19 protein-coding genes are annotated in these 24,219 nt (G+C 73.3%); 17 read left to right on the top strand and 2 right to left on the bottom strand.

All coding sequences use genetic code 11. From position 1 onward, the window contains the following. Position 1: 1 nt before the first annotated feature. The 8 genes from ACOOHE_RS16430 (at position 2) to ACOOHE_RS16395 (ending at position 10,673) form a co-directional block, all read left to right on the top strand. The gene (locus ACOOHE_RS16430; RefSeq protein ID WP_420455165.1) at positions 2-1,858 is read left to right on the top strand and encodes a glycoside hydrolase family 13 protein; all 1,857 of its coding nucleotides are present in this window, start codon (positions 2-4) and stop codon (positions 1,856-1,858) included. Between the two features lie 116 nt (positions 1,859-1,974). Then, positions 1,975-2,901: a hypothetical protein gene (locus ACOOHE_RS16425; RefSeq protein ID WP_420455164.1), complete on the top strand. Its 927-nt coding sequence runs from the start codon at positions 1,975-1,977 to the stop codon at positions 2,899-2,901. A 37-nt stretch (positions 2,902-2,938) separates the two neighbouring features. After that, positions 2,939-4,186, top strand: coding sequence for an extracellular solute-binding protein (locus ACOOHE_RS16420; protein ID WP_420455163.1), 1,248 nt, complete (start codon positions 2,939-2,941; stop codon positions 4,184-4,186). 80 nt (positions 4,187-4,266) lie between these two features. Continuing rightward, on the top strand, positions 4,267-5,226 hold the full coding sequence (locus tag ACOOHE_RS16415) for a carbohydrate ABC transporter permease (RefSeq protein WP_420455162.1): 960 nt from the start codon (positions 4,267-4,269) through the stop codon (positions 5,224-5,226). 131 nt (positions 5,227-5,357) lie between these two features. Next, positions 5,358-9,011, top strand: a complete 3,654-nt coding sequence (locus tag ACOOHE_RS16410) for an amylo-alpha-1,6-glucosidase (protein ID WP_420455161.1) — start codon at positions 5,358-5,360, stop codon at positions 9,009-9,011. A 210-nt stretch (positions 9,012-9,221) separates the two neighbouring features. Then, entirely contained in the window at positions 9,222-10,046 is an 825-nt protein-coding gene (locus tag ACOOHE_RS16405; RefSeq protein ID WP_420455160.1) for a sugar ABC transporter permease, read from the top strand. 124 nt (positions 10,047-10,170) lie between these two features. Continuing rightward, positions 10,171-10,365, top strand: a complete 195-nt coding sequence (locus tag ACOOHE_RS16400; protein ID WP_420455159.1) for a hypothetical protein — start codon at positions 10,171-10,173, stop codon at positions 10,363-10,365. Continuing rightward, entirely contained in the window at positions 10,362-10,673 is a 312-nt protein-coding gene (locus tag ACOOHE_RS16395; RefSeq protein WP_420455158.1) for a hypothetical protein, read from the top strand. Before ACOOHE_RS16400 ends, ACOOHE_RS16395 begins: the two co-directional genes overlap by 4 nt. A 99-nt stretch (positions 10,674-10,772) precedes the next feature. Here ACOOHE_RS16395 and ACOOHE_RS16390 read toward each other — a convergent pair whose 3' ends face one another. Further along, a complete protein-coding gene (locus ACOOHE_RS16390; RefSeq protein ID WP_420455157.1) occupies positions 10,773-12,851 on the bottom strand; it encodes an alkaline phosphatase D family protein in 2,079 nt (692 codons plus the stop codon). Between the two features lie 153 nt (positions 12,852-13,004). On the opposite strand from ACOOHE_RS16390, the gene ACOOHE_RS16385 reads away from it, so the two are divergent. From ACOOHE_RS16385 to ACOOHE_RS16360, 6 genes are all read left to right on the top strand, one after another. Beyond that, on the top strand, positions 13,005-14,003 hold the full coding sequence (locus tag ACOOHE_RS16385; RefSeq protein WP_420455156.1) for a PstS family phosphate ABC transporter substrate-binding protein: 999 nt from the start codon (positions 13,005-13,007) through the stop codon (positions 14,001-14,003). After that, a complete protein-coding gene (gene pstC / locus ACOOHE_RS16380) occupies positions 14,000-14,953 on the top strand; it encodes a phosphate ABC transporter permease subunit PstC (RefSeq protein ID WP_420455155.1) in 954 nt (317 codons plus the stop codon). The genes ACOOHE_RS16385 and pstC overlap by 4 nt, the downstream gene beginning before the upstream one ends. Positions 14,954-14,956: 3 nt before the next feature. Continuing rightward, positions 14,957-15,844 carry a phosphate ABC transporter permease PstA gene (pstA, locus tag ACOOHE_RS16375; protein ID WP_420455154.1) on the top strand — a complete coding sequence of 296 codons (888 nt, stop codon included), beginning with the start codon at positions 14,957-14,959 and terminating at the stop codon, positions 15,842-15,844. Between the two features lie 11 nt (positions 15,845-15,855). After that, positions 15,856-16,689 carry a phosphate ABC transporter ATP-binding protein PstB gene (pstB, locus tag ACOOHE_RS16370; protein ID WP_420455153.1) on the top strand — a complete coding sequence of 278 codons (834 nt, stop codon included), beginning with the start codon at positions 15,856-15,858 and terminating at the stop codon, positions 16,687-16,689. 225 nt (positions 16,690-16,914) lie between these two features. Beyond that, positions 16,915-18,855 (top strand): T9SS type A sorting domain-containing protein, encoded by a 1,941-nt coding sequence (locus ACOOHE_RS16365; RefSeq protein ID WP_420455152.1) that lies wholly within the window; start codon positions 16,915-16,917, stop codon positions 18,853-18,855. Between the two features lie 122 nt (positions 18,856-18,977). Beyond that, on the top strand, positions 18,978-19,595 hold the full coding sequence (locus tag ACOOHE_RS16360; protein WP_420455151.1) for an SAM-dependent methyltransferase: 618 nt from the start codon (positions 18,978-18,980) through the stop codon (positions 19,593-19,595). A gap of 1 nt (position 19,596) precedes the next feature. Here ACOOHE_RS16360 and ACOOHE_RS16355 read toward each other — a convergent pair whose 3' ends face one another. After that, complete coding sequence (locus tag ACOOHE_RS16355; protein ID WP_420455150.1) at positions 19,597-20,877, bottom strand: glycosyltransferase; 1,281 nt, start codon at positions 20,875-20,877, stop codon at positions 19,597-19,599. A gap of 75 nt (positions 20,878-20,952) precedes the next feature. Between ACOOHE_RS16355 and ACOOHE_RS16350 the strand changes: the two genes are divergently transcribed. From ACOOHE_RS16350 to glf, 3 genes are all read left to right on the top strand, one after another. Further along, positions 20,953-21,627 carry a CDP-alcohol phosphatidyltransferase family protein gene (locus ACOOHE_RS16350; RefSeq protein WP_420455149.1) on the top strand — a complete coding sequence of 225 codons (675 nt, stop codon included), beginning with the start codon at positions 20,953-20,955 and terminating at the stop codon, positions 21,625-21,627. 153 nt (positions 21,628-21,780) lie between these two features. Continuing rightward, positions 21,781-22,962, top strand: coding sequence for a glycosyltransferase (locus ACOOHE_RS16345; protein WP_420455148.1), 1,182 nt, complete (start codon positions 21,781-21,783; stop codon positions 22,960-22,962). Next, positions 22,962-24,197, top strand: coding sequence for a UDP-galactopyranose mutase (gene glf, locus ACOOHE_RS16340; protein WP_420455147.1), 1,236 nt, complete (start codon positions 22,962-22,964; stop codon positions 24,195-24,197). The genes ACOOHE_RS16345 and glf overlap by 1 nt, the downstream gene beginning before the upstream one ends. The last annotated feature ends 22 nt before the right edge of the window (positions 24,198-24,219 follow it).

The raw sequence follows: 24,219 nt of genomic DNA, 5'->3' as shown, positions 1-24,219 counted from the left end.
CATGACCGCTCGACTCCTCGCCCTCGCCGCGCTGGCGGCGTCCGCCGTCGCCGCTCAGCCGGCGCCGCCGGCCTGGGCGCAGGACGCCGTCTGGTACCAGGTCTTCCCCGAGCGGTTTTCGAACGGCGACCCGGCGAACGACCCGACCCGGGCGTCGCTAGAGAATTCCGACGCCGTCGGCGACGACTGGGCCGTGACGCCGTGGACGGCCGACTGGTACGCTCGGGCGCCGTGGGAGGAGGCGCGCGGGCCGGACTTCTACGACGACGGCGTGTTCGACCGGCGGCTCGGCGGCGACCTCCAGGGCGTGCTCGACCGCGTCCCGTACCTCGACTCGCTCGGCGTCACGGCCGTCTACCTGAACCCCGTGTTCTGGGCCGCGTCGCTCCACAAGTACGACGCGACGAGCTACCACCACGTCGACCCGTTTTTTGGACCGGATCCGCAGGGCGACATCGCAATGGTGGCCGGCGAGACCGCCGACCCGGCGACCTGGGTCTGGACCTCGGCCGACCGCCTCTTCCTGGACCTTGTCGCGGCGTTCCACGCGCGCGGCATCCGCGTCGTGATCGACGGCGTGTTCAACCACACCGGCACGCGGTTCTGGGCGTTCCAAGACGTCCGCCGGAACCAGCAGGCGAGCCGGTATGCCGACTGGTACGAGGTCACGGCCTGGGACGACCCGGCCACGCCGGAGAGCGAGTTCGACTGGAACGGCTGGTGGGGCTACAAGCCGCTCGCCGTGCTGGCGAACACCGCCGACGGCGCCGACCTCCACCCCGGCGTCAAGGCCCACGTGTTCGACGCGACCCGGCGGTGGATGGACCCCGACGGCGACGGCAACCCGGCCGACGGCGTCGACGGCTGGCGGCTCGACGTGGCCGGCGAGGTGCCCGACGGGTTCTGGCGCGACTGGACCGCGCTCGTGGCCGAGGTCAACCCGAACGCGATCACGATCGCCGAGGAGTGGGGCGACGCGCCGGGCACCCTCGCCCGGACCGGCTTCCACTCGACGATGAACTACCACGCGCTCGCCATCCCGCTCGACGCCTTCGCCTTCGACGGGCGGACCGACGCGGCCACGTTCGCGCGTGAGGTGACCGAGCGGTTCGAGGCGTTCCCCGACGCGACGCGGCCGGCGCTGATGAACGTGCTCGCGGGCCACGACACGGACCGGTTGGCGTCGATGATCGTCAACGGCCGGCTGGGCGGCGGCTACGACCGGCTGGCCGGCCCGCGCGACACGACGGCCTACCTCGTCCGCGCGCCCCGGAAGAACGAGCGGGACCTCCAGCGGGCCGTCGTCCTGTTGCAGATGGCGCTGCCCGGCGCGCCCCACGTCTACTACGGCGACGAGGCCGGCATGTGGGGCGCCGACGACCCCGACGACCGCAAGCCGATGGTCTGGCCGGATCTGACGTACGAACCCGAGGCCAGCGCCCCGCGCGGGCTGGCGCGCGAGCCGGACCCCGTCGCCTTCGACCGCGACCTGTTCGCGTTCACCCGCGGCGCCATCGCGCTCCGCCAGTCGGACGCCGTCCTGCGGCGGGGCTCGCTGGCGACGGTGGCCGCCCACGAGCGGGCCGTCGCCTTCGAGCGGGTGCTGGATGGCGACCGCCGCGTCGTGGCCTTCAACCCGGGCGGCACGTCGGCCTTCGTGCCGATCCCGAGCGACGGCGTGCCGGCCCCGCTCGTGCCCATGATGGTGTCGCGCGACGACGCCGGTCGCATCGCCGGGCTCGTGGTCCAGCTGGATGAGGAGACGGCGACCTACGGCCTGCGGATTCCGCCGCGCACGACCGTCGTGTTCCGACCGGCCGACCCCGCCGACGTCCGCCCGCGGGGGCTCGACGAGTGACGGCCGTGCGTCCGTCCGCCCCGGCACGCTCTGAGGGCGCGGTTCGCCTGGCGGACACGGCACGCCGTGTCCCTACGCGAGGCCGGGGTGTGGGCCGGCGGTGGGTCGGTTTCTGCGTGGCGGTCCTGCTCGCGGCGGGCGCCTACGCCCAGCCCGCTCCCACGCGCGCCACGCCGTCCGACACCCTCGGAACCGACGACGGCGACGCCTGGGTCTCGGCGTGGGCCGACGCCACCCGCCGCGGCGACGCCGCCCAGGCCGCCCGCGCGCTCGACGCCCTCGCCCGAGTCGGGTTCTGGACGCCCCCGGCGATGGCCTTCGCCCGGTGGACGTTGGCGAACGCCCCGCCCGACGCCGTCCTCCTGTCGGACGGCGACGCCGATACGATTCCGCTCCGGATCGCCCAGCACGTCGAGGGCCTGCGCCCCGACGTGTCGGTCGTCCACGTGCCGCTGCTGGACGTGCCCGATGTGGCCCGGCGCGTGGCCCGGTCGGAGGGGCTCCCGCTGCCCAACACCGTCGAGACGTTCGTGCCGCGCGGCGACGCCCGGGGCAGCACCGACACGGCGGAGGGGCGGACGTACACGCTCCGCGACGCCGTGCTCGACCGCTGGCTCGTGGCCTCGATGGACGGGGCGCTCGGTCGGCCGCTCGTGGCCACGTTGACGCTCGACCCCCGCGTGCTCGGCACCAAGACCGACGTCGTCGACCGGGGCGCCCACCTCGCGCCCGCGTCCGCGCCCAGCTTCGACGCCCAAGCGGCACAGGCCGCGTTCGCCGGCCTCGACGGCGGTGCCTTCCTCGGCCCGCTCGTCCACCCGTCCGACCGGGACCCGGCCCGCCGGGCGTTCCCGTTCGATCCGGGCGGGCTCGTCCTGTTCCAGATGCTCCAGACCTCCGTCACGTTCGCCCAGGACGGCGACGCGGCCTCGGCTGACGCCATGCACGCCCAGGCCGTCGCGTTCGCCGCCGCCGCCGGCCGCGCCGACGACCCGCTCATCGGGACGGCGCAGGAGTGGATCGACGCGGCGCTCGGCCGCTGAGCATTTCGCGCGCTCCGTGCGTACCGTCTTTCTCCCGATGCTCCTCCCGCTCCGCCTGCTCCTCGTCCTCGCCCTGGTCGCCGCCGGCTGCGCGGCGCCGTCGGGACCGCCGCCGCCCGGCGAGCCCGTCGTCGTCCGCGTGTGGCACCAGAAGGACGCCGCCGAGCGCGCGTTCCTCGAGGACTGGGCCGCGGCGTACAACGCGCGCCAAGACACGGTCCGCCTGGAGACGCTCTACAAGGAGACCGAGGAGCTCCGTAACCACTACGTGTTCGCGGCCATCGGCGAGCGCGGGCCGGACTTGATCTTCGGCCCGGCCGACAACATGGGCACGCTGGGCATCACCGAGACCATCCGCCCGCTCGACGACCTGGTGGACCCCGCGTTCCTGGCCGGGTTCACCGACGACGGCCGCGTGATGTACGACGGCCGGGTCTACGGGCTGGCCGACCAGATCGGCAACCACCTGACGTTCGTCTACAACCCGGCGCTCCTGCCCGAGCCGCCCGCGACCCTCGCTGAGCTCGCGGCGCTGGGGAGCACGCTGACCCGGGACACCGACGGCGACGGCGACCCCGACGAGTACGCGCTCGTCTGGAACTACACCGAGCCGTTCTTCTTCGTCCCGTTCCTGACCTCGTTCGGCGGCTGGGTCATGGACGACGACGGGAACCCGACGCTCGACACGCCCGAGACCGTCGCCGCCATCCAGTACGTCCTCGACTTGCGCGACGAGCACGGCGTGATCCCGCGCGAGGCCGACTACGAGACGGCCAAGGCCCTCTTCCGCGACGACCTCGCCGCGGCCACCATCGACGGCCCGTGGTCGTGGGGCGGCTACCAAGAGGCCGGCGTCGACGTCCAACTCGCCCCGCTCCCGGTCAACGAGACGACCGGCCTCCGCGCTCGGCCGATGGCCGCCGCCAAGGCGTACTCGCTCAACCCGGCCGTCCCCGACTGGAAGCTCCCGACGGTCCTGGGCGTCTTGCGGCTCCTGACCGACGACGCCATCCAGGCCGACATGGCCCGGCAACTGGCCACGATCCCCGTCCGCACCGCCGTCCGCGAGAGCGACGTGATGACGTCGAGCGCGACGCTGACGCAGAGCCTGGCCCAGATCGAGCACTCGCTCCCCATGCCGACCGAGCCCCAGATGCGGCAGATCTGGGACGCCATGCGCGGGCCCTACCAGTTGGTGATGAACGGCCAGGTCACCGCCGCCGAGGGCGCCCGCCTGATGCAGGAGCAGGCCGAGAAACGCATCGCCGACACGTTCTTGAACTGAGAGGGATTCGGGACGAGGGATAGAGGGATGGGTAGATCCCGCATCTCTCTCCCATCCCGCATCCCCCCATCCCTCCCCCAATGCTGAACGCCCCGAATGACGCGATGGGAATGGAGGCCGCCACGCTGGCGACCGAGACGGCGCCGGGCCCCCGCTCCCAAGCGTGGGGCCGGCGGCTGTTCCTGCTCGGGTTGCTCGGCCCGACGGCCGTCGTGGTGCTGGCCGTGGTCGCCTTCCCGTTCGTGTACAACGTGGCGATCTCGTTCAGCAACATGAACATCTACACGCTGCGCGACTGGGAGCTGATCGGGCTCGACCAGTACGCGGCCGTGTTCGCCGAGCCCGCGTTCTGGAGCGTCTTTTTGAAGACGATCATCTGGACGGCCGTCAACGTCGTGTTCCACGTCGGGCTGGGCGTGTTCCTGGCCGTCATCCTGCACCAGTCGTTTATCAAGGGGAAGAGCGCCTGGCGGGTGCTCTTGATCCTGCCGTGGGCCGTGCCCCAGTACATCACGGCGCTGACGTGGCGGGGAATGTTCAACTTCGAGTTCGGCGCGGTGAACCTGCTCATCGAGTCGTTCGGCGGCGGGGCGATCTCGTGGCTGAGCGACCCCGTGACCGCGTTCGTCGCGGCGATCCTGACCAACATCTGGCTCGGCTTCCCCTTCATGATGGTGATCGCGCTCGGCGGCTTGCAGTCGATCCCGGGCGAGCTCTACGAGGCGGCCGAGGTGGACGGCGCCAGCGCGTGGACGCAGTTCTGGCAGATCACGGCGCCGCTCTTGAAGCCGGTCATGGTCCCGGCCATCACGCTCGGCACCATCTGGACGTTCAACAACATCAACGTGGTCTGGCTCGTCTCGAACGGCGGCGAGCCGAACGACCAGACCCACATCCTGGTGAGCTACGTCTACGAGGCCGCGTTCTCGATGTACCGGTTCGGGTGGGCCGCGGCGCTCTCGATGGTCATCTTCGCCATCCTGTTCCTGTTCACCCAGGTCTTCCTGAACCGGACCCAGGCCACGGAGTCCATGTACTAGCGGAGCACGCCGGCTCGGTCCCGCGCCAGCGCGTCCCGTCGGTGGCCCGTCCGACCGTCTCGAATCCGGCCCGCCTCCCTCTTACCCATCCGTCATTCCCGCGAACGCGGGAATCCATACGCACCCGCTCTGTGCCTCGACCCGGCTACGTCTACCTCCTCGCCAACAAACCGAACGGGACGTTGTATCCCGGCGTGACGAGCGACCTCGCGCACCGGATCCGACGGCATCGGGCGGGCGCGACCCCGGGATTCGCCAGCCGCTACGGGGCGGGCCGGCTCGTCTGGTTCGAGCGACATGAGGACGTGCAGGACGCGATCCGCCGGGAGAAGCAGGTCAAGAAGTGGCGGCGCGAGTGGAAAGTGGACTTGGTCCGCACGGCGAACCCGGGCTGGCGAGACCTCGGCGACGAGGTGATGGCGATGCCCGGTACACCGCTGGCGATGCCGGATGTCGAGCCGGTGTCGGAGGACGAGGCCCGGCGGGTTCTCGGGGACGGCGTGCTCGGCGAGCGACTCCGTATGGATTCCCGCGTGCGCGGGAATGACGGTTTGAGGGATGGAGAGGGGAGGGGCGAGGCTGGGAGAGCCCGCTCTCGCAGGGATGACTCTGTGGGGGAGGGAGCGAGAGGGGGGAGGGCATCGTCGCTCCGCTCGTTCCTGACGGTGGCCGTGCTGGCGCTCGTGCTGGGCGCGTGCGGGGAGGAGCCGCCGGCGAGCCGGCTGGCGGGCGAGGGGCCCGAGGCCCTGGTCGCGCTCGCCGTCGAGGTCGACGCGCCCGAAGAGGGCGACTCGCTGGGCGCCGTCCGCTCGACGGTCCAGACCGACGCGGCCGGCGGCGTGTGGTACGACGCGCTCGCGGCGCCCGGGAGGGACCCGGCCATGGGGCTCACCGCGAGCGGCCGGACGGCCCTCCACGGCTGGCGCTGGTGGACCGACGCCGACTCGGTCGCGCTCGGCCCGGCCGACCGGGTCCGCGGGATCGCCCGGCCCGACATCGCCGTCCGGTCCTACATGGAGCGCGACACGTCGGGCTTCGTGGCCAAGATCCTGGGCCAGATCCAGGGCGAGCGGCCGGCCCGGCTCAGCGAGCGCGTGACGCTCCTGGACGGGGCCGGCGACGGCCAGGTAGCCCTGTTGGTCGAGGTGGCCGACTCGGTCGGCGTGGTCGGTTTCCGGCCGGTGCGGAGCGAGCGGCGGGCGGCCGGCGACTACCGCGTCCGCGACGTCGGCGGGACGCTGGCGTTCGCCGCCGCGGCCGACGTCCCGACCGACACGGCGACGGTCCCGGCCGGGCCCATCTGGACGGCCGTGGCGACCGACGGCGGCGCGGTCCGCTCGACGGACGCGGCGGAGGACGTGCCCGAGGGCGGGCGCGACCAGGCGTTCCGCCTCGGCGAGATCACCATCGAGACGCCCGGGGCCGTCGCCGTCGCGACCGGGGCCACGGCCCAAGCCGCCGCCGCCGCCGCCCGCCGCGCGCTTGCGCAGGGCGACGCCCGGCGCCAGGCCCGGAGCGAGCGGCTGGCGGCCATCGCCGAGTCCGTCGTGTTCGACACCGAGGACCCGACGATGGACATGGCCTTCCGCTGGGCCGTCCTGACGCTCGAAGCCCTGACGGTCCAGGACTCGGCGCGCGTCTCGCTGTTGCCCGGCCTGCCCGGCGCCGAGCCCGAGTCGTACCCGTCGGCGGCGTGGACCGTCGGCGCGTTCCTCGACACGGGCCGGTGGGAGACCGCGCGGGCGCTCCTGACCACGACCGGCGACGCCCAGCTCTTCGACCGCCGGATCGACCTGCTGGGCCGGGCGCCCGACCTGGTCCGCTTCGGCGACGACCAGGACGACGTGTTCTCGTCGGCCGACGGGACGCCGCTGTTTTTGGCCGCTGCCGGCGACTACGTCCGCACGACGGGCGACCGGGGGCTGGTCTCGGGCGGGCCCAACTTCTGGTTCAAGACCGTCTTCGCGCTGAGGGGCATCTACGAGCCCGACACGCGCAACGGGGGCGCGACCGACTCGCTCGGCTTTTTGGTGGCTCGGGACCGGCGGGGGACGTGGCTCGAAGGCGACCCCGAGGCCGGCGCGGTCCGTCGGCGGGGCGCCGTTGCCGAGGGGCAGGGCGCGCTATACCGGGCGCTCGGCACGGCGACCCAGTTCGCCCGGATCATGGGCGTCTCCCAGCGGTCGTCGGCCACGTGGTACGCCGACACGTCGGCCGTCCTGCTCCGCCAGTTCGAGCGCCGGTTCGTCCGCAACGGGCTCGTGGCCGACCGGGTCGACCGGAGCGGCGCGTCGGCGGACCTCCGGCCGGGCGGGCTGCTGGCGCTCGCCCAGCTCGACGGGCTCCCGGCCGACGAGCGGGCCCGGCTGGCGCGGGCGATGGCCGAGCGCCTCGTGTTCCCCTACGGCGTCGCCTCGCTGGCCCAGACCGACTCGCTGTTCCACCCGTACCTCGACGCGCCCGCGTTCTACACGCCCGAGTCGGCCCGGACGAACGGGGCCGTCTGGACGTGGCTCTCGGGCCCGGTCGCGACGCTGATGGCCGAGACCGGCGGGGCCGAGCCGGCCGCCGCGCTCGTCCGCGCCCAGGCCGAGTTGCTGCTCGACACGGGCGTGGTCGGGGCGATCCCCGAGCTGGTCGCCGGCCACCCCCGCACCGCCGACGCGGTGCCCGAGGTGGGCGGGGCGCCGGTCCAGCCGTGGAGCATCGCCAGCTTCCTCGAGGCCACCATCGAGGGGATGGTCGGCGCGCGTTACGCGAGTGCGGACACGCTCGTCGTCGCGCCCCGGCTGCCCGAGACGTGGGGGACCACAACGGTCCGCCTGCGCCTGGGCGACGGAACGGTCGGCCTCCGGTTGACGGGCGGCGCCGACGGCGTCGAAGCCCAGGTCGAGCCGGGCGGGAGACTCCCGGAGGCGGCGACACTCGTGCTCGAAGGGGGCGGCCGGCGCGTGGCCGTCCCTCTCACCCAGGTCCAGGGCGACACGCTCGTGACTCCGCTCGACCCGTTCGAGGTCACCGTGGCGGGCGCCGGGGCGGCGGTCGACGGCGACGAGGTGGCCTCGTCCGCCATCGCCGGTCCGGGCGACGTGTGGGACGGGTTCGCCTTCGCCGAGCCGGCTCTCCGCGACGAGTACCCCGTGATGCGGGCCGTCGAGAACCAGCGGGCCCTCGGCGACGGCCAGATCTTGCGCGACAACCCGACGGCCTCCGTCACGCTCACCCAGACGGACCCCCAGGGCGACGACTGGGGCGCGACGAGCACGTTCACCTACCCCGAGGGCGTCACGCCCGGCGCCCTCGACGCGACCTACCTCGAGATCGCGAGGGACGACTCGACGACCTACTTCCGCGCCGAGTTCGCCGCGCTCGGCGACGACCCCCAGACCATTGTCGCGTTCGCCATCGACACCGAGGAGGGCGGGGCCACGACCGTCGGCCGCGGGGCCGACTACGACTTCCCCGACGACGGGGGCTACGAGTACGTCGTGTTCGTCGGCGACGGGCTCTTGGTGCTGGACGCGGCCGGCCGCGAGGTCGGCCAGCTCGGGTCCGGCACGGCCTTCGACCCGTCAACGGGCTCGCTCCAGTTCGCGCTCCCCACGTTCATCGTCCCGTCGCTGGGCCGCTCCCGAGTGACGATGCTGGTCGGCGCGCTCGAGCCCGACGGCGGCGTCGGCTCGTTCCGCCGCGTCGAGCGCGAGGCGTCGGAGGACGTCGGCGGCGGCCGGGTCGACATCCGCTCGCCCAACGTCTACGACGTCGTCGTGGGGGGGACCCGGTGAGGCCGTGAGCGGTGAGGCGTGAGCGGTGAGGCGTGAGCGGTGAGGGTTTCGGCGGACGCCTCCGAGACCCTTCCGGCGAGAATCCGGCTGGCGCCGCCGCGGACTCCACAGGCCGTGATCATCTTGGCTCACCGCTCACCGCTCACCGCTCACCGCTCACCGCTCACCGCTCACCGCTCACCGCTCACCGCTCACCGCTCACGCCTCTCGATGAAGCTGCTCTCCCGCCTCGGCGCGTACGCCACGCTGGCCCTGTTCGTCTTTATCGCGGTCTACCCGATCTCGCGGATCCTGACGATCTCGCTCCGGCCGAGCGACCAGCTGCTGTCGCGGTCGCTCGCGCTGATTCCGGACGGGGCGACGCTGGACAACTACCGGGTCCTTCTGACCGAGACGCCGTTCCTGCGCTGGCTCGGCAACAGCCTGCTGGTGGCGCTCGTGGTCACCATCACCGGCGTCGCGCTGGCGTCGACGGCGGGGTACGCGCTGTCTCGGCACCGCTTCACGGGGCGGAAGGCGGCGCTGAGCGGCATCCTGGTCACCCAGATGTTCCCCGCGACGATGCTGCTGCTCCCGCTCTACATCGTGCTCATCGAGCTGGGGCTCATCAACTCGTACGTCGGCATCGTCATCATCTACTCGGCGACGGCGCTGCCGTTTTGCGTGTGGCAGATGAAGGGGTACTACGATACGATCCCGGCCAGCCTGGAGGAGGCCGCACGGATCGACGGGGCCACGCCGTGGCAGGCGTTCTACAAAGTGATCCTGCCGCTCGCGGCGCCGGCCTTGGTGATCACGGCGCTGTTCTCGTTCATGAGCGCGTGGAACGAGTACGTCGTGGCGGCCGTCGTCTTGCAAGACGCCGAGATGTTCACGATGCCCGTCGGGCTCAAGCTGTTCCAGGGCTCGATCTCGACCCAGTGGGGGCTCTACGCGGCCGGCTCGCTCCTGGTCTCGATCCCGGTCATCGCGCTGTTCCTGGTGCTGAGCCGCTACCTCATCTCGGGCCTGACGCTCGGCGCCGTCAAGGGGTAGCGTGGCGTCGCTGATTCGCCTCTACCGGACGGTCTCGCTCGTCGAGTACGCCGATCTCGATCGCCACGGCTAGTTCCGGCCGCTCGGCGGGGCGGACAGGAAGTCCTTCTGGGAGACCTTCGACGTGGCCGATGCGTTCGGTCGCCGGACGGCCGGGCACCATCATCCAGACGGCTACCGCGTCATCGGGGCCGACGTGCCGTTGGACGTTGCCGCGACGTTCTATCGCTGGCCAATGCTCGACGGCGTCGGCGCCGCCCGGTTCGCTCCGGCGAGCGACGTCGGTGCCTGCACCGTCCGCTTCCTACCGCTGACATGAAACACGCCATCGCGAAGGTCCGCTGGCTCGACGAGAGCGCCGGGGGACGCCGCCGACCCGTCACCGCGTTGCAGTACATGAGCCCGGCCGTGATCGGGGGGGACGAGGACGCGGCGCCGTGGACGCTCGTGGTCCACCGGAGCCGGGAGGAGGCCCGAGCCGAAGAGACCGTCCTCGTCCACTTCCTGATGGACGAGGCTCCCCACGAGCGCCTCCAGCCAGGGGTGGGGTTCCGACTGACGGAGGGGCCCCGGGTCACCGGGGAGGGCGTCGTGTCGGAGGTGTTCGAGCTGAGCGCGGCGGCCTGAAGGGGTCCATCGGTTCCGCTAGCGTCCGCCTCCCACGGGACGCCGCGTGCGCGCCCGCCGGCCCAGACCGGCGGGCGCGCTCTGTCAGCGGGCGCGGCGCTAGCGGGCGACGGTGACCGCGCGGGTGGCGACCGAGGCGCCGTCGGAGATCCGGACGAGGTAGACGCCGGCCGCGAGCGTCGCCGTCTCGAAGTCGAGCGCGTAGGCGCCGGCCGGCTGGACCCCGTCGTGCAACACGGCCACCTCGCGGCCGGCCGCGTCGAACAGGACGGCCCGGACCGTCCGGGTCTCGTTGAGGACGTACGCCAGGTGCGCCCGGCCCGACGCCGGGTTCGGGTACGCCCCGACGACCAGCAACGCCTGCTCCGCCGAGGGCCCGTCCTCGTCGGCGACGACGAACGGCGGCGGGGCCGCGGGCGCGAGCGCCGGCGCGTCGGCCTTGTTCGGCGCCGGGCCACTGGCGGCCTGGAGGTGGTTCTCGCCTGAGGCCGTGAAGAACGCCCGGCTGAACCGCTCGTCCGAGTCGCGCTGCCGGATGTCGTTGACGTAGAACCAGTCGGCCTGGGCCCGGGCGCCGGTCAGGTCGAGGACTAGGTAGCCGTGCTCGTCGAGCTCGACGGTCTTGAGCTGGGGGTAGGCCGCCGCCAAGCCCTGCTCGGCCTGGGTCGGGACGTCCTCCGGGACGGCCTCGGGCGGGATGCCGAGGTTCTCGTTGAGGTTGGCCGCGCTCACGCTCGGCGTCACGAACTCGACGGCGACCGAGCCGGCGCCGCTCGCCGGGTCGTAGCCACCGAACGGCCGGACGGGCAGGTCCGAGGCCCACGTCGTGTGGATGTCGCCCGTCGTCACGACCACGTTGTCGACGCCGCCGTCGCGGATCGCCGTCAGCACGCGCTCGCGCTCGGCGGGGTAGCCGTCCCAGGCGTCGAGGTTGGTGAACGGCGCGTTCGCGCCGGCGGCGAACGGGTTGAAGGCGAGCTGGGTCATCATGACCTGGTTGCCGATCACCTTCCACTGGGCCGTCGAGCTTGCCAGGCCGTCCAGAAGCCACTCGCGCTGGGCCTCGCCTAACAACGTCCGGTCCGGGTCGAGCCACCGGGTCGTGTCCACCTCGACGGTCCCGGCAGCGGCGTCGGTCTTGGACGCGAGCTGGCGGTCGCGGCCCTCGAGCCGGGTGTCGATCATGGTGACCTCGGCGAGCGGGCCGTAGCTCAGCCGGCGGTAGATCCGGTCCGAGTCGCCGTCGACGCCGGTCCGGCGGAGCGGGAGCCACTCGAAGTAGGCCTGGGCGGCGTCGGTCCGGCGGTCCTCCCACGTGCCCTCGGCGGCGAACAGGCTGTCGTCGGTGGCGGGGTCGACGCCCAGGAACTCGTTGTGGTTTTCAGCCCCGTCCTCCCAGCTGTCGTTGGCCGACTCGTGGTCGTCCCAGACCGTGATCCAGGGGTGCTGCTGGTGCGCCGCGCGGAGGTCCGGGTCGAGCTTGTAGAGCGAGTGGCGGAGCCGGTAGTCCGCCAACGTGACGGTCTCCGAGAGCGGCGTGTGGGCGCGGTCGGCGTCGACGAGCGCCGCGTCGCCGTAGGTGCCGGCGCCGTACTCGTAGAAGTAGTCGCCGAGGTGGAGGACGGCGTCGAGGTCGGCGCGGGCGGCGATCCCGCGGTAGGCCACGAAGTAGCCCTGCTGGTAGTTCGAGCACGACGTGACGGCGAACCGGAGCTGGTCGACGGCCTCGGTTGGGGCCGTCCGCGTGCGACCGGTGATCGAGTTGGCGCCGAGCGCCTGGAACCCGTAGTAGTACGTCGTACCGGCGTCGAGCCCGGTCACGGTCACGCGGACGGTGTAGTCGAGCAGCCGGTCCGTCCGGGCCGTCCCGCTGGCGACGACGTCGCCCAGGTCCAGGTCCGTCGCGACGCGCCAGCGGACGCCCAGCTCGGTGTCGGTCGGCGGCGTCACGCGCGTCCAGAGCACCACGCCGTCCGGCGTCGGGTCGCCCGAGGCGACGCCGTGGTAGAACGGCCGGAGCGCGGGGTCGAAAAAGAGCTGGTCCGTGCCGGCGTCGGCCCGGCGGGGCGCGTCGTAGCTGCGGACGGTGACGTTGAGGGGCGGGCCCTGGCGGAGGTCCTGGGCTCCCGCGGGCGCGGCGAGCCCCACGGCGAGGGCGACGATCGTAGAGAGGCGCATCGGAAGAGAGGGGGGAGAAACCACGCTAGCGGTCCGCCGTGACGCCCCGATGACCGCTCTTTTACCGGACTGTTGCGTCGGGCCCCAGCCCCGGCTTTACGCAACCGTAAAGCCAACGGCGGACCGCCGGGCCCGCCGTGCGGTCCAAGCCGGATGCGCGCCTTCCCGCTCTTGCTCCTGCTCGCGGCCCTCACCGGCTGCGCCGGCTGCGAGGAGGCCGACCCGACCGGCCTGTCCGGCGCCGTCCGCGTGGACGGGTCCTCGACCGTGTTCCCGCTGAGCGAGGCCGTCGCCGAGGAGTTCATGCGCGACCACCCCGGCGTCCGGGTCACCGTCGGCGCGAGCGGGACGGGCGGCGGGTTCGCCAAGTTCGCCCGGGGCGAGACCGACGCCTCAAACGCGAGCCGGGCCGTCGAGCCCGACGAGGCCGCCCGCTTGGACGCGGCCGGGATCCCGTTCGTCGAGGTCCCGGTGGCCTACGACGGGATCGCCGTCGTGGCCCACCCCGAGACGGACTGGGTCGACTGCCTGACGCTCGCCGAGCTGCGGGCGATCTGGGAGCCCGACTCGCGCGTCGACTCGTGGGCCGATGTCCGGCCCGGGTTCCCCGACGTCCCGGTCGTGCTCTACGGGCCGGGCACCGACTCGGGCACCTACGACTACTTCACGGCGGCCGTCAACGGTGAGGAGGGCGCGAGCCGGACCGACTACACGGCGAGCGAGAACGACAACACCCTCGTCCAGGGCGTCGCCGGCGACGCTGGCGCGCTGGCGTACTTCGGGCTGGCCTACGTCGAGGAGAACGCGGACCGGCTCAAGGTGCTCGGCGTCGACAGCGGCAGCGGGTGCGTCCGGCCGTCGGCCGAGACCGTCCAGAGCGGGACCTACGCTCCGCTGGCCCGCGTCGAGTTCGTCTACGTCAACGCCGCCCGGGCCGACGCGAACCCGGCGCTCGACGCCTACGTCCGCTTTTTCCTGGCGTCGGCGGCCCCGCTCGCGCGCGAGGTCGGGGCCGTCCCGCTCTCGGACGCCGGCTACCGGCTGGCCGCCGAGCGCTACGCCGCCCGGACGACGGGGAGCGCGTTCGCCGGCCGGATCGGCGCGCGCGTCGATGCCGTCTTGCGGAGCGCGCCCGACCCCGCGGCCCCATGAGCGACCTCGCCCTCCAGCGCGGTGCCGAGCCCGTCCCCCCAGGCGCCCCCTCGAACGACCTTGAGGGCGCCGTCTCGCGGAGCCCCACCGAGCGGGCCGTCCACGCGGTCTTGGCAGCGTGCGCGCTCGTCACCGTCGCCACGACGCTGGGCATCGTGGCCGTGCTGAGCTGGGAGACGGTCGGGTTCTTCGGCAACGTGTCGCCCGCCGAGTTTTTCGGCGCGACCGAGTGGACGCCGCTCTTCGTCGACGGCCAGTTCGGCGTGTGGCCGCTCGTGGCGGGGACGCTCTTGGTGACGGCGCTCGCGGCCGTCGTGGCGCTGCCGCTGGGGCTGCTGGCCGCCGTCTACGTCAGCCAGTTCGCCACGGCCCGCGTGCGGCGCGTGGTGAAGCCCGCGCTCGAGCTGCTGGCTGGGATCCCGACGGTCGTCTACGGCTACTTCGCGCTGACGTTCGTGACGCCCGTGCTCCAGACGGTCGTCCCCGGGCTGGGCGTGTACAACGCGCTCTCGGCCGGGCTCGTCGTCGGCGTGATGATCCTGCCGCTGGTGGCGTCGCTGTCCGAGGACGCGCTCCGGTCGGTGCCGCGGCGGCTGGGCGAGGGCGCCTACGCGCTGGGGGCGACCGAAGGCGAGGTCGTGTGGAGCGTGACCGTCCCGGCGGCGCTGAGCGGGATCGTCGCCTCGTTCATCCTGGCCCTCAGCCGGGCCATCGGCGAGACGATGATCGTGGTGCTGGCGGCCGGAGCCACGCCCGCCCTCACGCTCGACCCGCGCGAGAGCATCCTGACGATGACGGCGTTCATCGTCAACGCGACCCTCGGTGACGCGGCCCAGGGCTCGGCCGTGTTTCAGAGCCTGTTCGCCGTGGGCCTCCTCCTGTTCGTCGTCACGCTGGCGATGAACGTCGGGGCCCAGCGGATCGTCCGCCGGTTTGCCGAGCGCGCCTGAGCCATGCCCACGCCCGCCCTCGACCTCACCGACATCCCGGCCGGGCTCGCCCGCCGCCGCCGCCGCGGGCGCGTGCTGCGCACGCTGTCGCTCGGGGCGACGCTGTTCGGGTTGGTCGCGCTGGCGGTGTTGCTGGGGCAGGTCCTCGTCGAGGGCGTCCCGTGGCTGAGCGCCGACCTCCTGACCGAGTACCCGTCGCGGATCGCCGAGCGGGCCGGGCTCAAGGCGGCGCTCGTCGGGACGTTCTGGCTCATGCTGGTCACGGCCGCCGTCGCCGTGCCCGTCGGCGTCGGCGCGGCCATCTACCTCGAGGAGTACGCGGCGCCCGGGCCGTTCCTCCGGTTGGTGACGCTCAACATCGCGAACCTGGCCGGCGTGCCGAGCGTGATCTACGGCGTGCTCGGGCTGGCCGTCTTCGTCCGCGTGCTCGGGTTCGGGGCGAGCTTCCTCTCGGGCGGGATCACACTCGCGCTCCTGGTGTTGCCCGTCATCGTGATCGCGACGCAGGAGGCGCTCCGGGCCATCCCGCGCGGCGTGAGGGAGAGCGCCTACGCGCTCGGCGCGACGCGGTGGCAGGTGGTCCGGGCGCACCTGCTGCCGCTGGCGGCCCCGGGCGCGCTGACGGGCGTAATCCTGGCGCTGAGCCGGGCCATCGGCGAGACGGCCCCGATCCTGGTCGTCGGCGCGGCGACGTTCCTGGCGTTCCTCCCGGCGACGCCGCTCGACGCCTTCAGCGCGCTCCCGGTCCAGATCTACAACTGGGCCTCGCGGCCCCAGGACGAGTTCCGCGGGCTGGCCGCGGCCGGCATCCTGGTCCTGCTCGCCGTCTTGCTGCTCATGAACGGGCTCGCCATCTGGCTCCGCGACCGCGCCGAGCGGCGGACCTCGTAACCCCTCCCCCCATGCCCGACTCCTCCGCCCCCTCCCTCGACGTCGCGGTCCCCTCCGAGGGGCACCCCCCGTACACCCCGCCGGCCGACCCCGACGTCGGGGCCACCAAGCTGGCCGTCCGCGACCTCTCGGTCTGGTACGGCGCGACGCAGGCCGTCCACGGCGTCACGATCGACGTGGCCGAGCGGTCGGTCCTGGCGCTGATCGGCGCGAGCGGCTCGGGCAAGAGCACGCTCCTCCGGGCCATGAACCGGATCCACGAGCTCACGCCGGGCACGCGGACCGAGGGCGACGTCCGGCTCGACGGCCAGTCGGTCTACGGCCGGGCCGACCCGGTCCTGGTCCGGCGCCGGATCGGGATGGTGTTCCAGGCGCCGAACCCATTCCCCAAGTCGATCTACGAGAACGTGGCCTGGGGCGCCCGGATCAACGGGCTCGACGGCGACATGGACGACCGGGTCGAGGAGGCCCTGACCCGGGCCGCCCTCTTCGGCGAGGTCCGGGACCGGCTCCACGACTCGGCCTACGGCCTGTCGGGCGGCCAGCAGCAGCGGCTGTGCATCGCGCGGACGCTGGCCGTCGAGCCCGAGGTGATCCTGATGGACGAGCCGACGAGCGCGCTCGACCCCCGCGCGTCGGCGCTCATCGAGGAGACCGTCCGCCAGCTTGCCGACACGTACACGGTCGTCATCGTGACCCACAACATGCAGCAGGCGCGGCGCGTGAGCGACCGGACGGCGTTCCTCGACGCCGGCCGCCTGGTCGAGGTCGGCCCGACCGAGCGCGTGTTCGTGACGCCGGAGCAGGACCGGACGCGGGAGTACGTCACGGGCCAGTTCGGCTGAGGGCCTGGGCTCGGCGAGACTCCGGCCCGCGGCCCCGGAGCCGGGCCGCGCCGGGGCGTTGCAGGAGCGCTTACAGTCCCGTAACGACACGGACACGGGGAGGTAACGGGGCGGACACGAGGGGGTAACGGGCGCTGGATAGGCTCGGATGGTGGGGCACAGAGGTGTGCCCCGCGACGTGCCGGAACGCCTCCGCACGCCACCCTCTCTCCTTCCCCCACTCTCATGCTCTTTCTGCTCCCCCGCATGGCGGCGGCCCTCGTTGGGCTCGTCGTCGTAGCCGGCCCGGCGGTCGCCCAGACGACGATCGGCGACGGCCAGAACTCCACCGAAGACCCGCAGGTCGTCGGCCTCGGCGGCTGGACCGTCGAGCCGATCTGGACGGTCGGCGAGGCCGTCCGGTCCTACGTCCCGCCGGGCATCCCCGACGGGACCGGCGCGTTCGCGCTCAACGGCCGGATCGTCCGCGTGTTCGTCAACCACGAGCTCAACGACGACTCCGGGTACCAGTACCGGTTGGCCAACGGGACGCAGCTGACCGGCGCCCGCGTGAGCTTCTTCGACATCAACCGGGTCAGCCGGAGCCTCGTCCGGAGCAGCCTCGCGTACCGGACCATCGTCGACCGCTACGGCGCCGTCGTGACGAGCGCGACCCAGATCAACGAGGGGACCGACCCGCTGGCCGGGCTCGACCGGCTGTGCTCGGCCAACCTGTTCACGGCCGGCGAGTACGGCATCGTCGACGACATCTTCTTCACCGGCGAGGAGACCGGGGGTGGGCAGGAGTTCGCGCTCGACATCCACGACCGGATCCTCTACACGGCCCCGTGGCTCGGCCGCGCGGCTTGGGAGAGCGTGACGCTCCTCGACACCCGGGAGCTCAACACCGTCGCCGTCTTGATCGGCGACGACCGCGGCGGGGCCCCGCTCTTGCTCTACGTCGGGGTGAAGGACCCGACCGGCGGGTTCCTCGAGCGGAACGGGCTGGCCGGCGGCACGCTCTTCGTCTGGGTCGCCGACTCGGGCGAGACGACGCCGGACGAGTGGAACGGGACGGGCACGGTCCGGCCGGGCCAGTTTATCCCGATCCGCCACTACGACCCGCTCAAGGCCGGGGCGCCGGGCTACGACGCCCAGGGCTTCGCCGACCAGGACACCCAAGACGCCCTCGCCGCCGCGCGCGGGGCCTTCCGGTTCTCACGCCCGGAGGACGTCTCGACGAACCCGGCCGACGGGTCCCAGGCCGTCCTGGCGTCGACGGGCCGCGGGGGCCTGTTCCCCGCCGACAACTGGGGCACGACGTACCTCGTCGACGTCGACTTCGGGACCGACCTCGTCGTCGACGGCCAGGTCAACCTGACGGCCCAGATCACGGCCGAGCTCACCGTCCTCTACGACGGCGACGACGCTGGCGACGGGGCGTACCCGGACCCCGACTTCGGCCTCCGCAGCCCGGACAACCTCGACTGGGCCGACGACGGGTTCATCTACGTCCAGGAGGACCGCTCGACGAGCCCCAGCTCGCTCTTCGGCGGCACGAGCGGCGAGGAGGCCTCGATCTGGCGGCTCGACCCGACGTCCCCGACCGTGTTCACGGCCTCCGACCTGGTCCGGATCGCCCAGATCGACATCGACGCCGTCCCGGACGGCCAGCGTGAGAACGAGCCGCAGCCGAACGAGCGCGGCGTCCGCGAGACGTCGGGCGTCTTGGACGTGACGTCGCTGTTCAAGACGCGGCCCGGCGAGACGCTCCTGCTCGCCGACGTCCAGGCCCACGACGCCATCGACGGGCCGATCGTCGACGGCGACCTGGTCCAGGGCGGCCAACTCGTGCTCCTCTCGAACCAGGCCTCGTCGTCGGTCCTGGCGCCGGCGGTCGGCGCGAGCCTGGAAGCCGCCCCGGCGGCCGACGCGCTCTTGGCCCCGGCGCCGAACCCGGCTCGGGACCGCGCGACGGTCGGCTTCGAGCTGGCGGAGGCCGGCGACGTGACGGTCGCCGTGTTCGACGCGCTCGGGCGCGAGGTGGCCCGACTCCTCGACGGCCCGGCCGAGGCCGGCGTCCAGGAGGTCACGTTCGACGCCGCGGGCCTCCCGGCCGGCGTCTACGTCGTCCGCATGACGACCGGGACGGGCACGTTCGCCGAGCGGATCACGGTCGTCCGCTAGCGAGTCCGACGGCACGGACGGGCGGCGCCCCGGGCTCAGGCTCGGGGCGCCGTCTGGCGTCGGAGCCGCCGGGTAAGGCCGGCACCGAGCGCGGCGTCGGTTTGGCTCTCGCCGCCCGACCGATGCCCGGACCGCCGCCCGACTTCTGGGACGCCCGCTACGCCGAGGACGCCCTCGCCTACGGCGACGCGCCCAACGACTTCCTCGCGTCGGTCGCCGACCGGCTGGCGCCCCGGTCGCGCGTGCTCTGCCTCGCCGAGGGCCAGGGTCGGAACGCCGTGTTCCTGGCCGAGCGCGGCCACCGTGTCACCGCCGTCGACCAGTCGGCGACGGGGCTGGGGCGGGCACGCACGTTCGCGGCCGAGCGCGGCGTCGAGATCGAGACGGTCGCGGCTGACCTCGCGGACTACGACCTGGGTGAGGCCGCGTGGGACGCCGTGGTCTCCGTCTTCGCTCACACGCCCGCTGACGTGCGTCGCCAGCTCCACCGGCGCGTCGTCGCGGCGCTCCGGCCGGGCGGCGCGTTCGTGCTGGAGGCGTACACGCCCGAGCAAACGACGCGTGACACCGGCGGCCCCGGCCCCGACGCCGTCGACATCACGATGACGGCCGACGGGCTGGCGGAGGAGTTGGCCGGGCTCGACGCCGAGATCCTTCGCGAGGTCGAGCGGTCCGTGGTGGAGGGGCCGTACCACGACGGCGACGCGGCCGTCGTCCAGATGCTGGCCTGGAGGCGATGAGCTACCAACGCCGGGGAGCGGGCAGGACGCCGAGGACCGCCAGGACGGCGTGGTAGCCGGCCGAGAGCGCGTCCAAGGCGGGCTGCCACAGGCGGAGGTCAGGCTCGTCGCCCAGCCCGTCGAGCGCGTCGCCGAGCACGCCCCGCTGGAGCAGCAGCTTGCCCGCCAGCAGCCCCCACCCGAGCGGGACGCCGGTCGCGGCGTGCAGCATCGGGGCGCCGACCCACAGCGCCAGGTTCGACGTGTGGAACAGGCCGAGCGCGACGAGGACGCCGGCCGGGTAGTGGCTCCCGGCGCTCGCGTGCCGCCGCTTCTGCCGCCAGAACGCGCGCGCGGTCGGCTGGGCAGGGGAGGGGACGGCCCCCCGGGCGTCGACCACGTAGCGGACCGGCGCCGCGCCCGTCCGGGCGACCTCCTGCACGAGCAAGTCGTCGTCGCCCGAGAGCGAACCGGCCGAGTGCGCGAAGCCGCCGAGCCGGCCGAGCAGCGCCGCCGGGTACGACAGGTTCCGGCCCACGGCGTGCCACGGGCGTCCCCACCCGACGCCGGCCGCCGCGAGCGCCGCCGTCTGGACCGTCTCGTACCGCGCGAACCGATTCAGCCACCCGTCCTCACGCTCCATCGGCCCGTAGCCGACGAGCACGGCGCCGTCGTCGACGGGTGGGGGGTCGAAGCCAACTGTCTCAGGAACCGGGAGGAGATTCGGCCCCTCACCCTGTCCCTCTCCCGGGGGGAGAGGGGACGTCGCCTGTGGCATCAGCGCCAGGTCCTCCGTGGTCTGCCGGCCGTCGCCCGTCGTCCCCGCGTCGTCCGTCGTGGCCACGGCGGCGCGCGCGAGTGTCGCCAGCCAGTCCGGACCGGGCCGGCCGTCGGCGTCGGTGAAGGCGAGGCGGGCGTGGGCGGCGGCCTCAGCACCGCGTTCGAGCGCGTGCTTTTTGGGGGGGAGCCCGGCCGCCTCGGGCGCTCCGAGCGCGACCGTCACCAGGCGGAGCGGGACGGGGAAGTCCTGCGCCCGCCACGTCACCCGCTGCGCGGTCGCGTCGGTCGAGCGGTCGTCGACGACGACGACCTCGAACGGCCGGTGCGTCTGGGCGGCGAGCGCGTCGAGCAGGCCCGGCAGCCGCTCGGCCTCGTCGTGCGCCGCGACCACGACGCTGATCGGCACGGGCGCGCCGGCGGGGCCGTCGAGCGGGGCCGCCTCGCGGACGCGCCGGAGCCCGGCGCCCACCCAGGCCCACCCGGCGCACTGGACGACGAAGGCGACGACGAGGACCGCGAGCATGGGGCCGTGGAGGTGGGCGGGCAAGATCGGCCTCTCGGCTATCTTCCGCGTCCGGCCCGAGGCCGCCCCCCGCCCATGCCGACGCCGCCCGCCCGACCCCCCGGCCTGCCCCCGATGGGCGCGTTCTGGACGGCGGCCAACCTGCTGAGCCTGTCGCGGGCGGTCCTGGTGGTGCCCATCGCCGCGCTCGTCTACAGCGGGGGGGCGCTCGGCTTGACGTTCGCCCTGATCGGGCTGGCCATCGCGACCGACTGGTTCGACGGGCGCGTGGCGCGCTGGAGCGACACCGTCAGCGAGTGGGGGAAGGTGCTCGACGCGACGGCCGACAAGCTGGCGGCGGCGGCCGTGACGCTGGCGCTGCTGCTGCGCCCCGCCGAGGCCGGCCCGTCGCTCCCGCTGTGGTTCGTCGCGCTCGCCATCGCGCGCGACGTGCTGCTGGCAACTGGCGGGCTAGTCCAGTCGCGGCGGTTGGGCCGGTTCACGTCGTCGCTGTGGAGCGGGAAGGTGGCCGTGACGGCGCTCGCGGTGACCGTCGCGGCGGCGCTCCTCAAGGCGCCGCCCGCGATCATGGAAGCGCTCGTCGGGCTGACGGCGGCCGTCATGGCGTACTCCATCGTCAAGTACGGCGTCCGGTTCGTGGCCATCGTGCGGCACGGGGCGGCGGCGCTGGAGGCGGACGGAACGACGCTCCGCCGCGAGCACCGGGCCGTCGGTCGGGGCCCGGTCCGGGAGGGCCGGAGCGAGGGGTAGGAGGATGTCCCCGGGCACGGTCAGGAGTTTCCTGGAGAGGGGCCGGAATCTCCTGAGGGGTGGACCCGCACACCCCTGACACATGCGTGTCTCGGCCCGGGCGTAGCGTAGGGTTCGGCTCCGATTCGGTCCCACACCCCCGCCCCTCTCCTCGTGCCCTCTCCCCTCGTGGTCCTGTCCCACCTCCGGTGGGACTTCGTGTACCAACGCCCCCAGCACGTCCTGTCGCGGCTGGCGGCGACCCGCCCCGTGTTCGTCGTCGAAGAGCCCGTCCACGCGGACGGCTCGCCGCGCCTCGAAGCCATCGACGCGGCGCTTGGAGTGACCGTGCTCCGGCCCCACACGCCGGTCGGCGAGCCCGGGTTTTCCGACGCCCAGCTCGACGTGGTCGCGCCGCTCGTGCGGCGGTGGGCCGTCGAGACCGAGGCGTTGGGCGCCTGCGACGCCTGGGTCTACACGCCGCTGGCGACCCCGCTGCTGGACGCCGTCGAGCCCCGCGCCGTCGTCTACGACTGCATGGACGAGCTGTCGGCGTTCGACCACGCGCCGGCCGGGCTGCTCGACCGCGAGCGCGACCTGCTCGGCCGGGCCGACCTGGTGTTCACCGGCGGGCCCAGCCTGTACCGTGCGAAGAAGGACCGGCACTCGTCGGTCCACTGCTTCCCGTCGTCGGTCGACGCGGCCCACTTTGGGCAGGCCCGCCCGGGCGCGCCGGCGCTCGACGAGCCGGCCGACCAGCGCGACCTGGCGCACCCGCGCCTGGGCTTCTTCGGCGTCATCGACGAGCGGCTCGACCGCGACGTGGTCGCGGCGCTGGCGGCGGCCCACCCCGAGTGGCAGGTGGTGATGGTCGGGCCCGTCGTCAAGATCGACCCGGCCGAGCTGCCGCAGGCGCCGAACCTCCACTGGCTCGGCGGCAAGACCTACGACGAGCTCCCGGCGTACCTGGCGGGGTGGGACGTGTGCCTGCTCCCGTTCGCGCGGAACCGGTCGACCGAGTTCATCAGCCCAACCAAGACGCTGGAGTACTTCGCCGCCGAGCGGCCCGTGGTCTCGACGCCGATCACCGACGTGGCCGACCCCTACGGCGACATCGTCCGCCTGGCCGACACGCCCGCGGCGTTCGTCGGCGCCTGCGAGGCCGCGCTCGACGCGGGCGACGCCGACCGCCAGCGGCGGACCGAGGCCATGCGGGCCGTGCTCGCCCGGACGTCGTGGGACGCGACGGCCGCCGCGATGGGCCGGCTCCTCGACGCCGCCTCGCGCGCCCCGTCCGCCCACCCGCCCACGCCCACCCATTCGTCCACGCCCGCCCGGGCCACCTCCACGCTCTGATGTTCGACCACCTCATCGTCGGGGCCGGGTTCGCCGGGTCCGTGCTCGCCGAGCGGCTCGCGAGCCAGCTCGGCCGCCGCGTCCTCGTCGTCGACAAGCGCCCGCACGTCGGCGGGAACGCCTACGACGAGTACAACGCGGACGGCCTGCTCGTCCACCGGTACGGGCCCCACATCTTCCACACGAACGCCCGGCGCGTGTGGGACTACCTCTCGGGGTTCACGGCGTGGCGGCCCTACGAGCACCGGGTCCTCGCGTCGGTCGACGGCCAGCAGGTCCCGATCCCGATCAACCTCGACACGATCAACCGGCTGTATGGACTGAGCCTGACGTCGTTCGAGGTCGAGGATTTCTTCGCGTCGGTCGCCGAGCCCCGCGAGCCCGTCCGCACCAGCGAGGACGTCGTCGTCGGGCGCGTGGGGCAGGAGCTGTACCGGAAGTTCTTCCGCGGGTACACCCGCAAGCAGTGGGGGCTCGACCCGTCCGAGCTCGACGCGAGCGTGACGAGCCGGGTCCCGACGCGGACGAACCGCGACGACCGGTACTTCACAGACACCTACCAGGCGATGCCGCTCTTGGGCTACACCCGGATGTTCGAGCGGATGCTGGACCACCCGAACATCAGCGTGTTGCTGAACACGGACTACCGCGACGTCCGCGACGTCATTCCGCACGACCACGTGGTCTACAGCGGCCCGGTCGACGAGTTCTTCGACGTCCGGTTCGGGAAGCTCCCGTACCGGTCGCTCCACTTCGAGCACGAGACGCACGCGGTCGAGCGGTTCCAGGCCGCGCCCGTCGTCAACTTTCCCAACGAGCACGCCTACACGCGGTGCACCGAGTTCAAGTGGCTGACGGGCCAGGAGCACCCGAAGACGTCGGTCGTGTACGAGTACCCCCGCGCCGAGGGCGACCCGTACTACCCGATCCCGCGGCCGGAGAACGCCGAGCTGTACCGCCGGTACGCGGCGCTGGCGGAGGCCACCGACGGCGTCGACTTTGTGGGCCGGCTGGCGACCTACAAGTACTACAACATGGACCAGGTGGTGGCCCAGGCGCTCGCGCTCTTCGACGAGGTCGCCGCGCGCGGCGAGCCCGCCCGGCCGGCTCCGCGCCCGACGGGCGCGCGCAAGGCGACGCTCCCGTCCGGCGACGGCGGCACGAGCCCGGTCCACCTAGAGAACGGCGCCGACCGCGTGCGCGCCGATGGCGCGACGGTCGACGCGGATGCGTGAAGGTCAGCCCGACCTTTCCTAC

The sequence above is a fragment of the Rubrivirga sp. genome (genome assembly GCF_965213695.1).
Lineage (GTDB): Bacteria > Bacteroidota > Rhodothermia > Rhodothermales > Rubricoccaceae > Rubrivirga.
Note: the sequence above shows the minus strand (reverse complement) of the source record. Positions and strands in the feature narration are given on the sequence as shown.

What these genes read in the sequence shown, in the direction of transcription:
- ACOOHE_RS16430 (WP_420455165.1), top strand. Translation starts at nt 2, where the DNA reads ATGACCGCTCGACTCCTCGCCCTCGCCGCGCTGGCGGCGTCCGCCGTC.
- ACOOHE_RS16420 (WP_420455163.1), top strand. Translation starts at nt 2,939, where the DNA reads ATGCTCCTCCCGCTCCGCCTGCTCCTCGTCCTCGCCCTGGTCGCCGCC.
- ACOOHE_RS16415 (WP_420455162.1), top strand. Translation starts at nt 4,267, where the DNA reads ATGCTGAACGCCCCGAATGACGCGATGGGAATGGAGGCCGCCACGCTG.
- ACOOHE_RS16405 (WP_420455160.1), top strand. Translation starts at nt 9,222, where the DNA reads ATGAAGCTGCTCTCCCGCCTCGGCGCGTACGCCACGCTGGCCCTGTTC.
- ACOOHE_RS16395 (WP_420455158.1), top strand. Translation starts at nt 10,362, where the DNA reads ATGAAACACGCCATCGCGAAGGTCCGCTGGCTCGACGAGAGCGCCGGG.
- ACOOHE_RS16390 (WP_420455157.1), bottom strand. Translation starts at nt 12,851, where the DNA reads ATGCGCCTCTCTACGATCGTCGCCCTCGCCGTGGGGCTCGCCGCGCCC.
- ACOOHE_RS16385 (WP_420455156.1), top strand. Translation starts at nt 13,005, where the DNA reads ATGCGCGCCTTCCCGCTCTTGCTCCTGCTCGCGGCCCTCACCGGCTGC.
- pstC (WP_420455155.1), top strand. Translation starts at nt 14,000, where the DNA reads ATGAGCGACCTCGCCCTCCAGCGCGGTGCCGAGCCCGTCCCCCCAGGC.
- pstA (WP_420455154.1), top strand. Translation starts at nt 14,957, where the DNA reads ATGCCCACGCCCGCCCTCGACCTCACCGACATCCCGGCCGGGCTCGCC.
- pstB (WP_420455153.1), top strand. Translation starts at nt 15,856, where the DNA reads ATGCCCGACTCCTCCGCCCCCTCCCTCGACGTCGCGGTCCCCTCCGAG.
- ACOOHE_RS16365 (WP_420455152.1), top strand. Translation starts at nt 16,915, where the DNA reads ATGCTCTTTCTGCTCCCCCGCATGGCGGCGGCCCTCGTTGGGCTCGTC.
- ACOOHE_RS16360 (WP_420455151.1), top strand. Translation starts at nt 18,978, where the DNA reads ATGCCCGGACCGCCGCCCGACTTCTGGGACGCCCGCTACGCCGAGGAC.
- ACOOHE_RS16355 (WP_420455150.1), bottom strand. Translation starts at nt 20,877, where the DNA reads ATGCTCGCGGTCCTCGTCGTCGCCTTCGTCGTCCAGTGCGCCGGGTGG.
- ACOOHE_RS16350 (WP_420455149.1), top strand. Translation starts at nt 20,953, where the DNA reads ATGCCGACGCCGCCCGCCCGACCCCCCGGCCTGCCCCCGATGGGCGCG.
- glf (WP_420455147.1), top strand. Translation starts at nt 22,962, where the DNA reads ATGTTCGACCACCTCATCGTCGGGGCCGGGTTCGCCGGGTCCGTGCTC.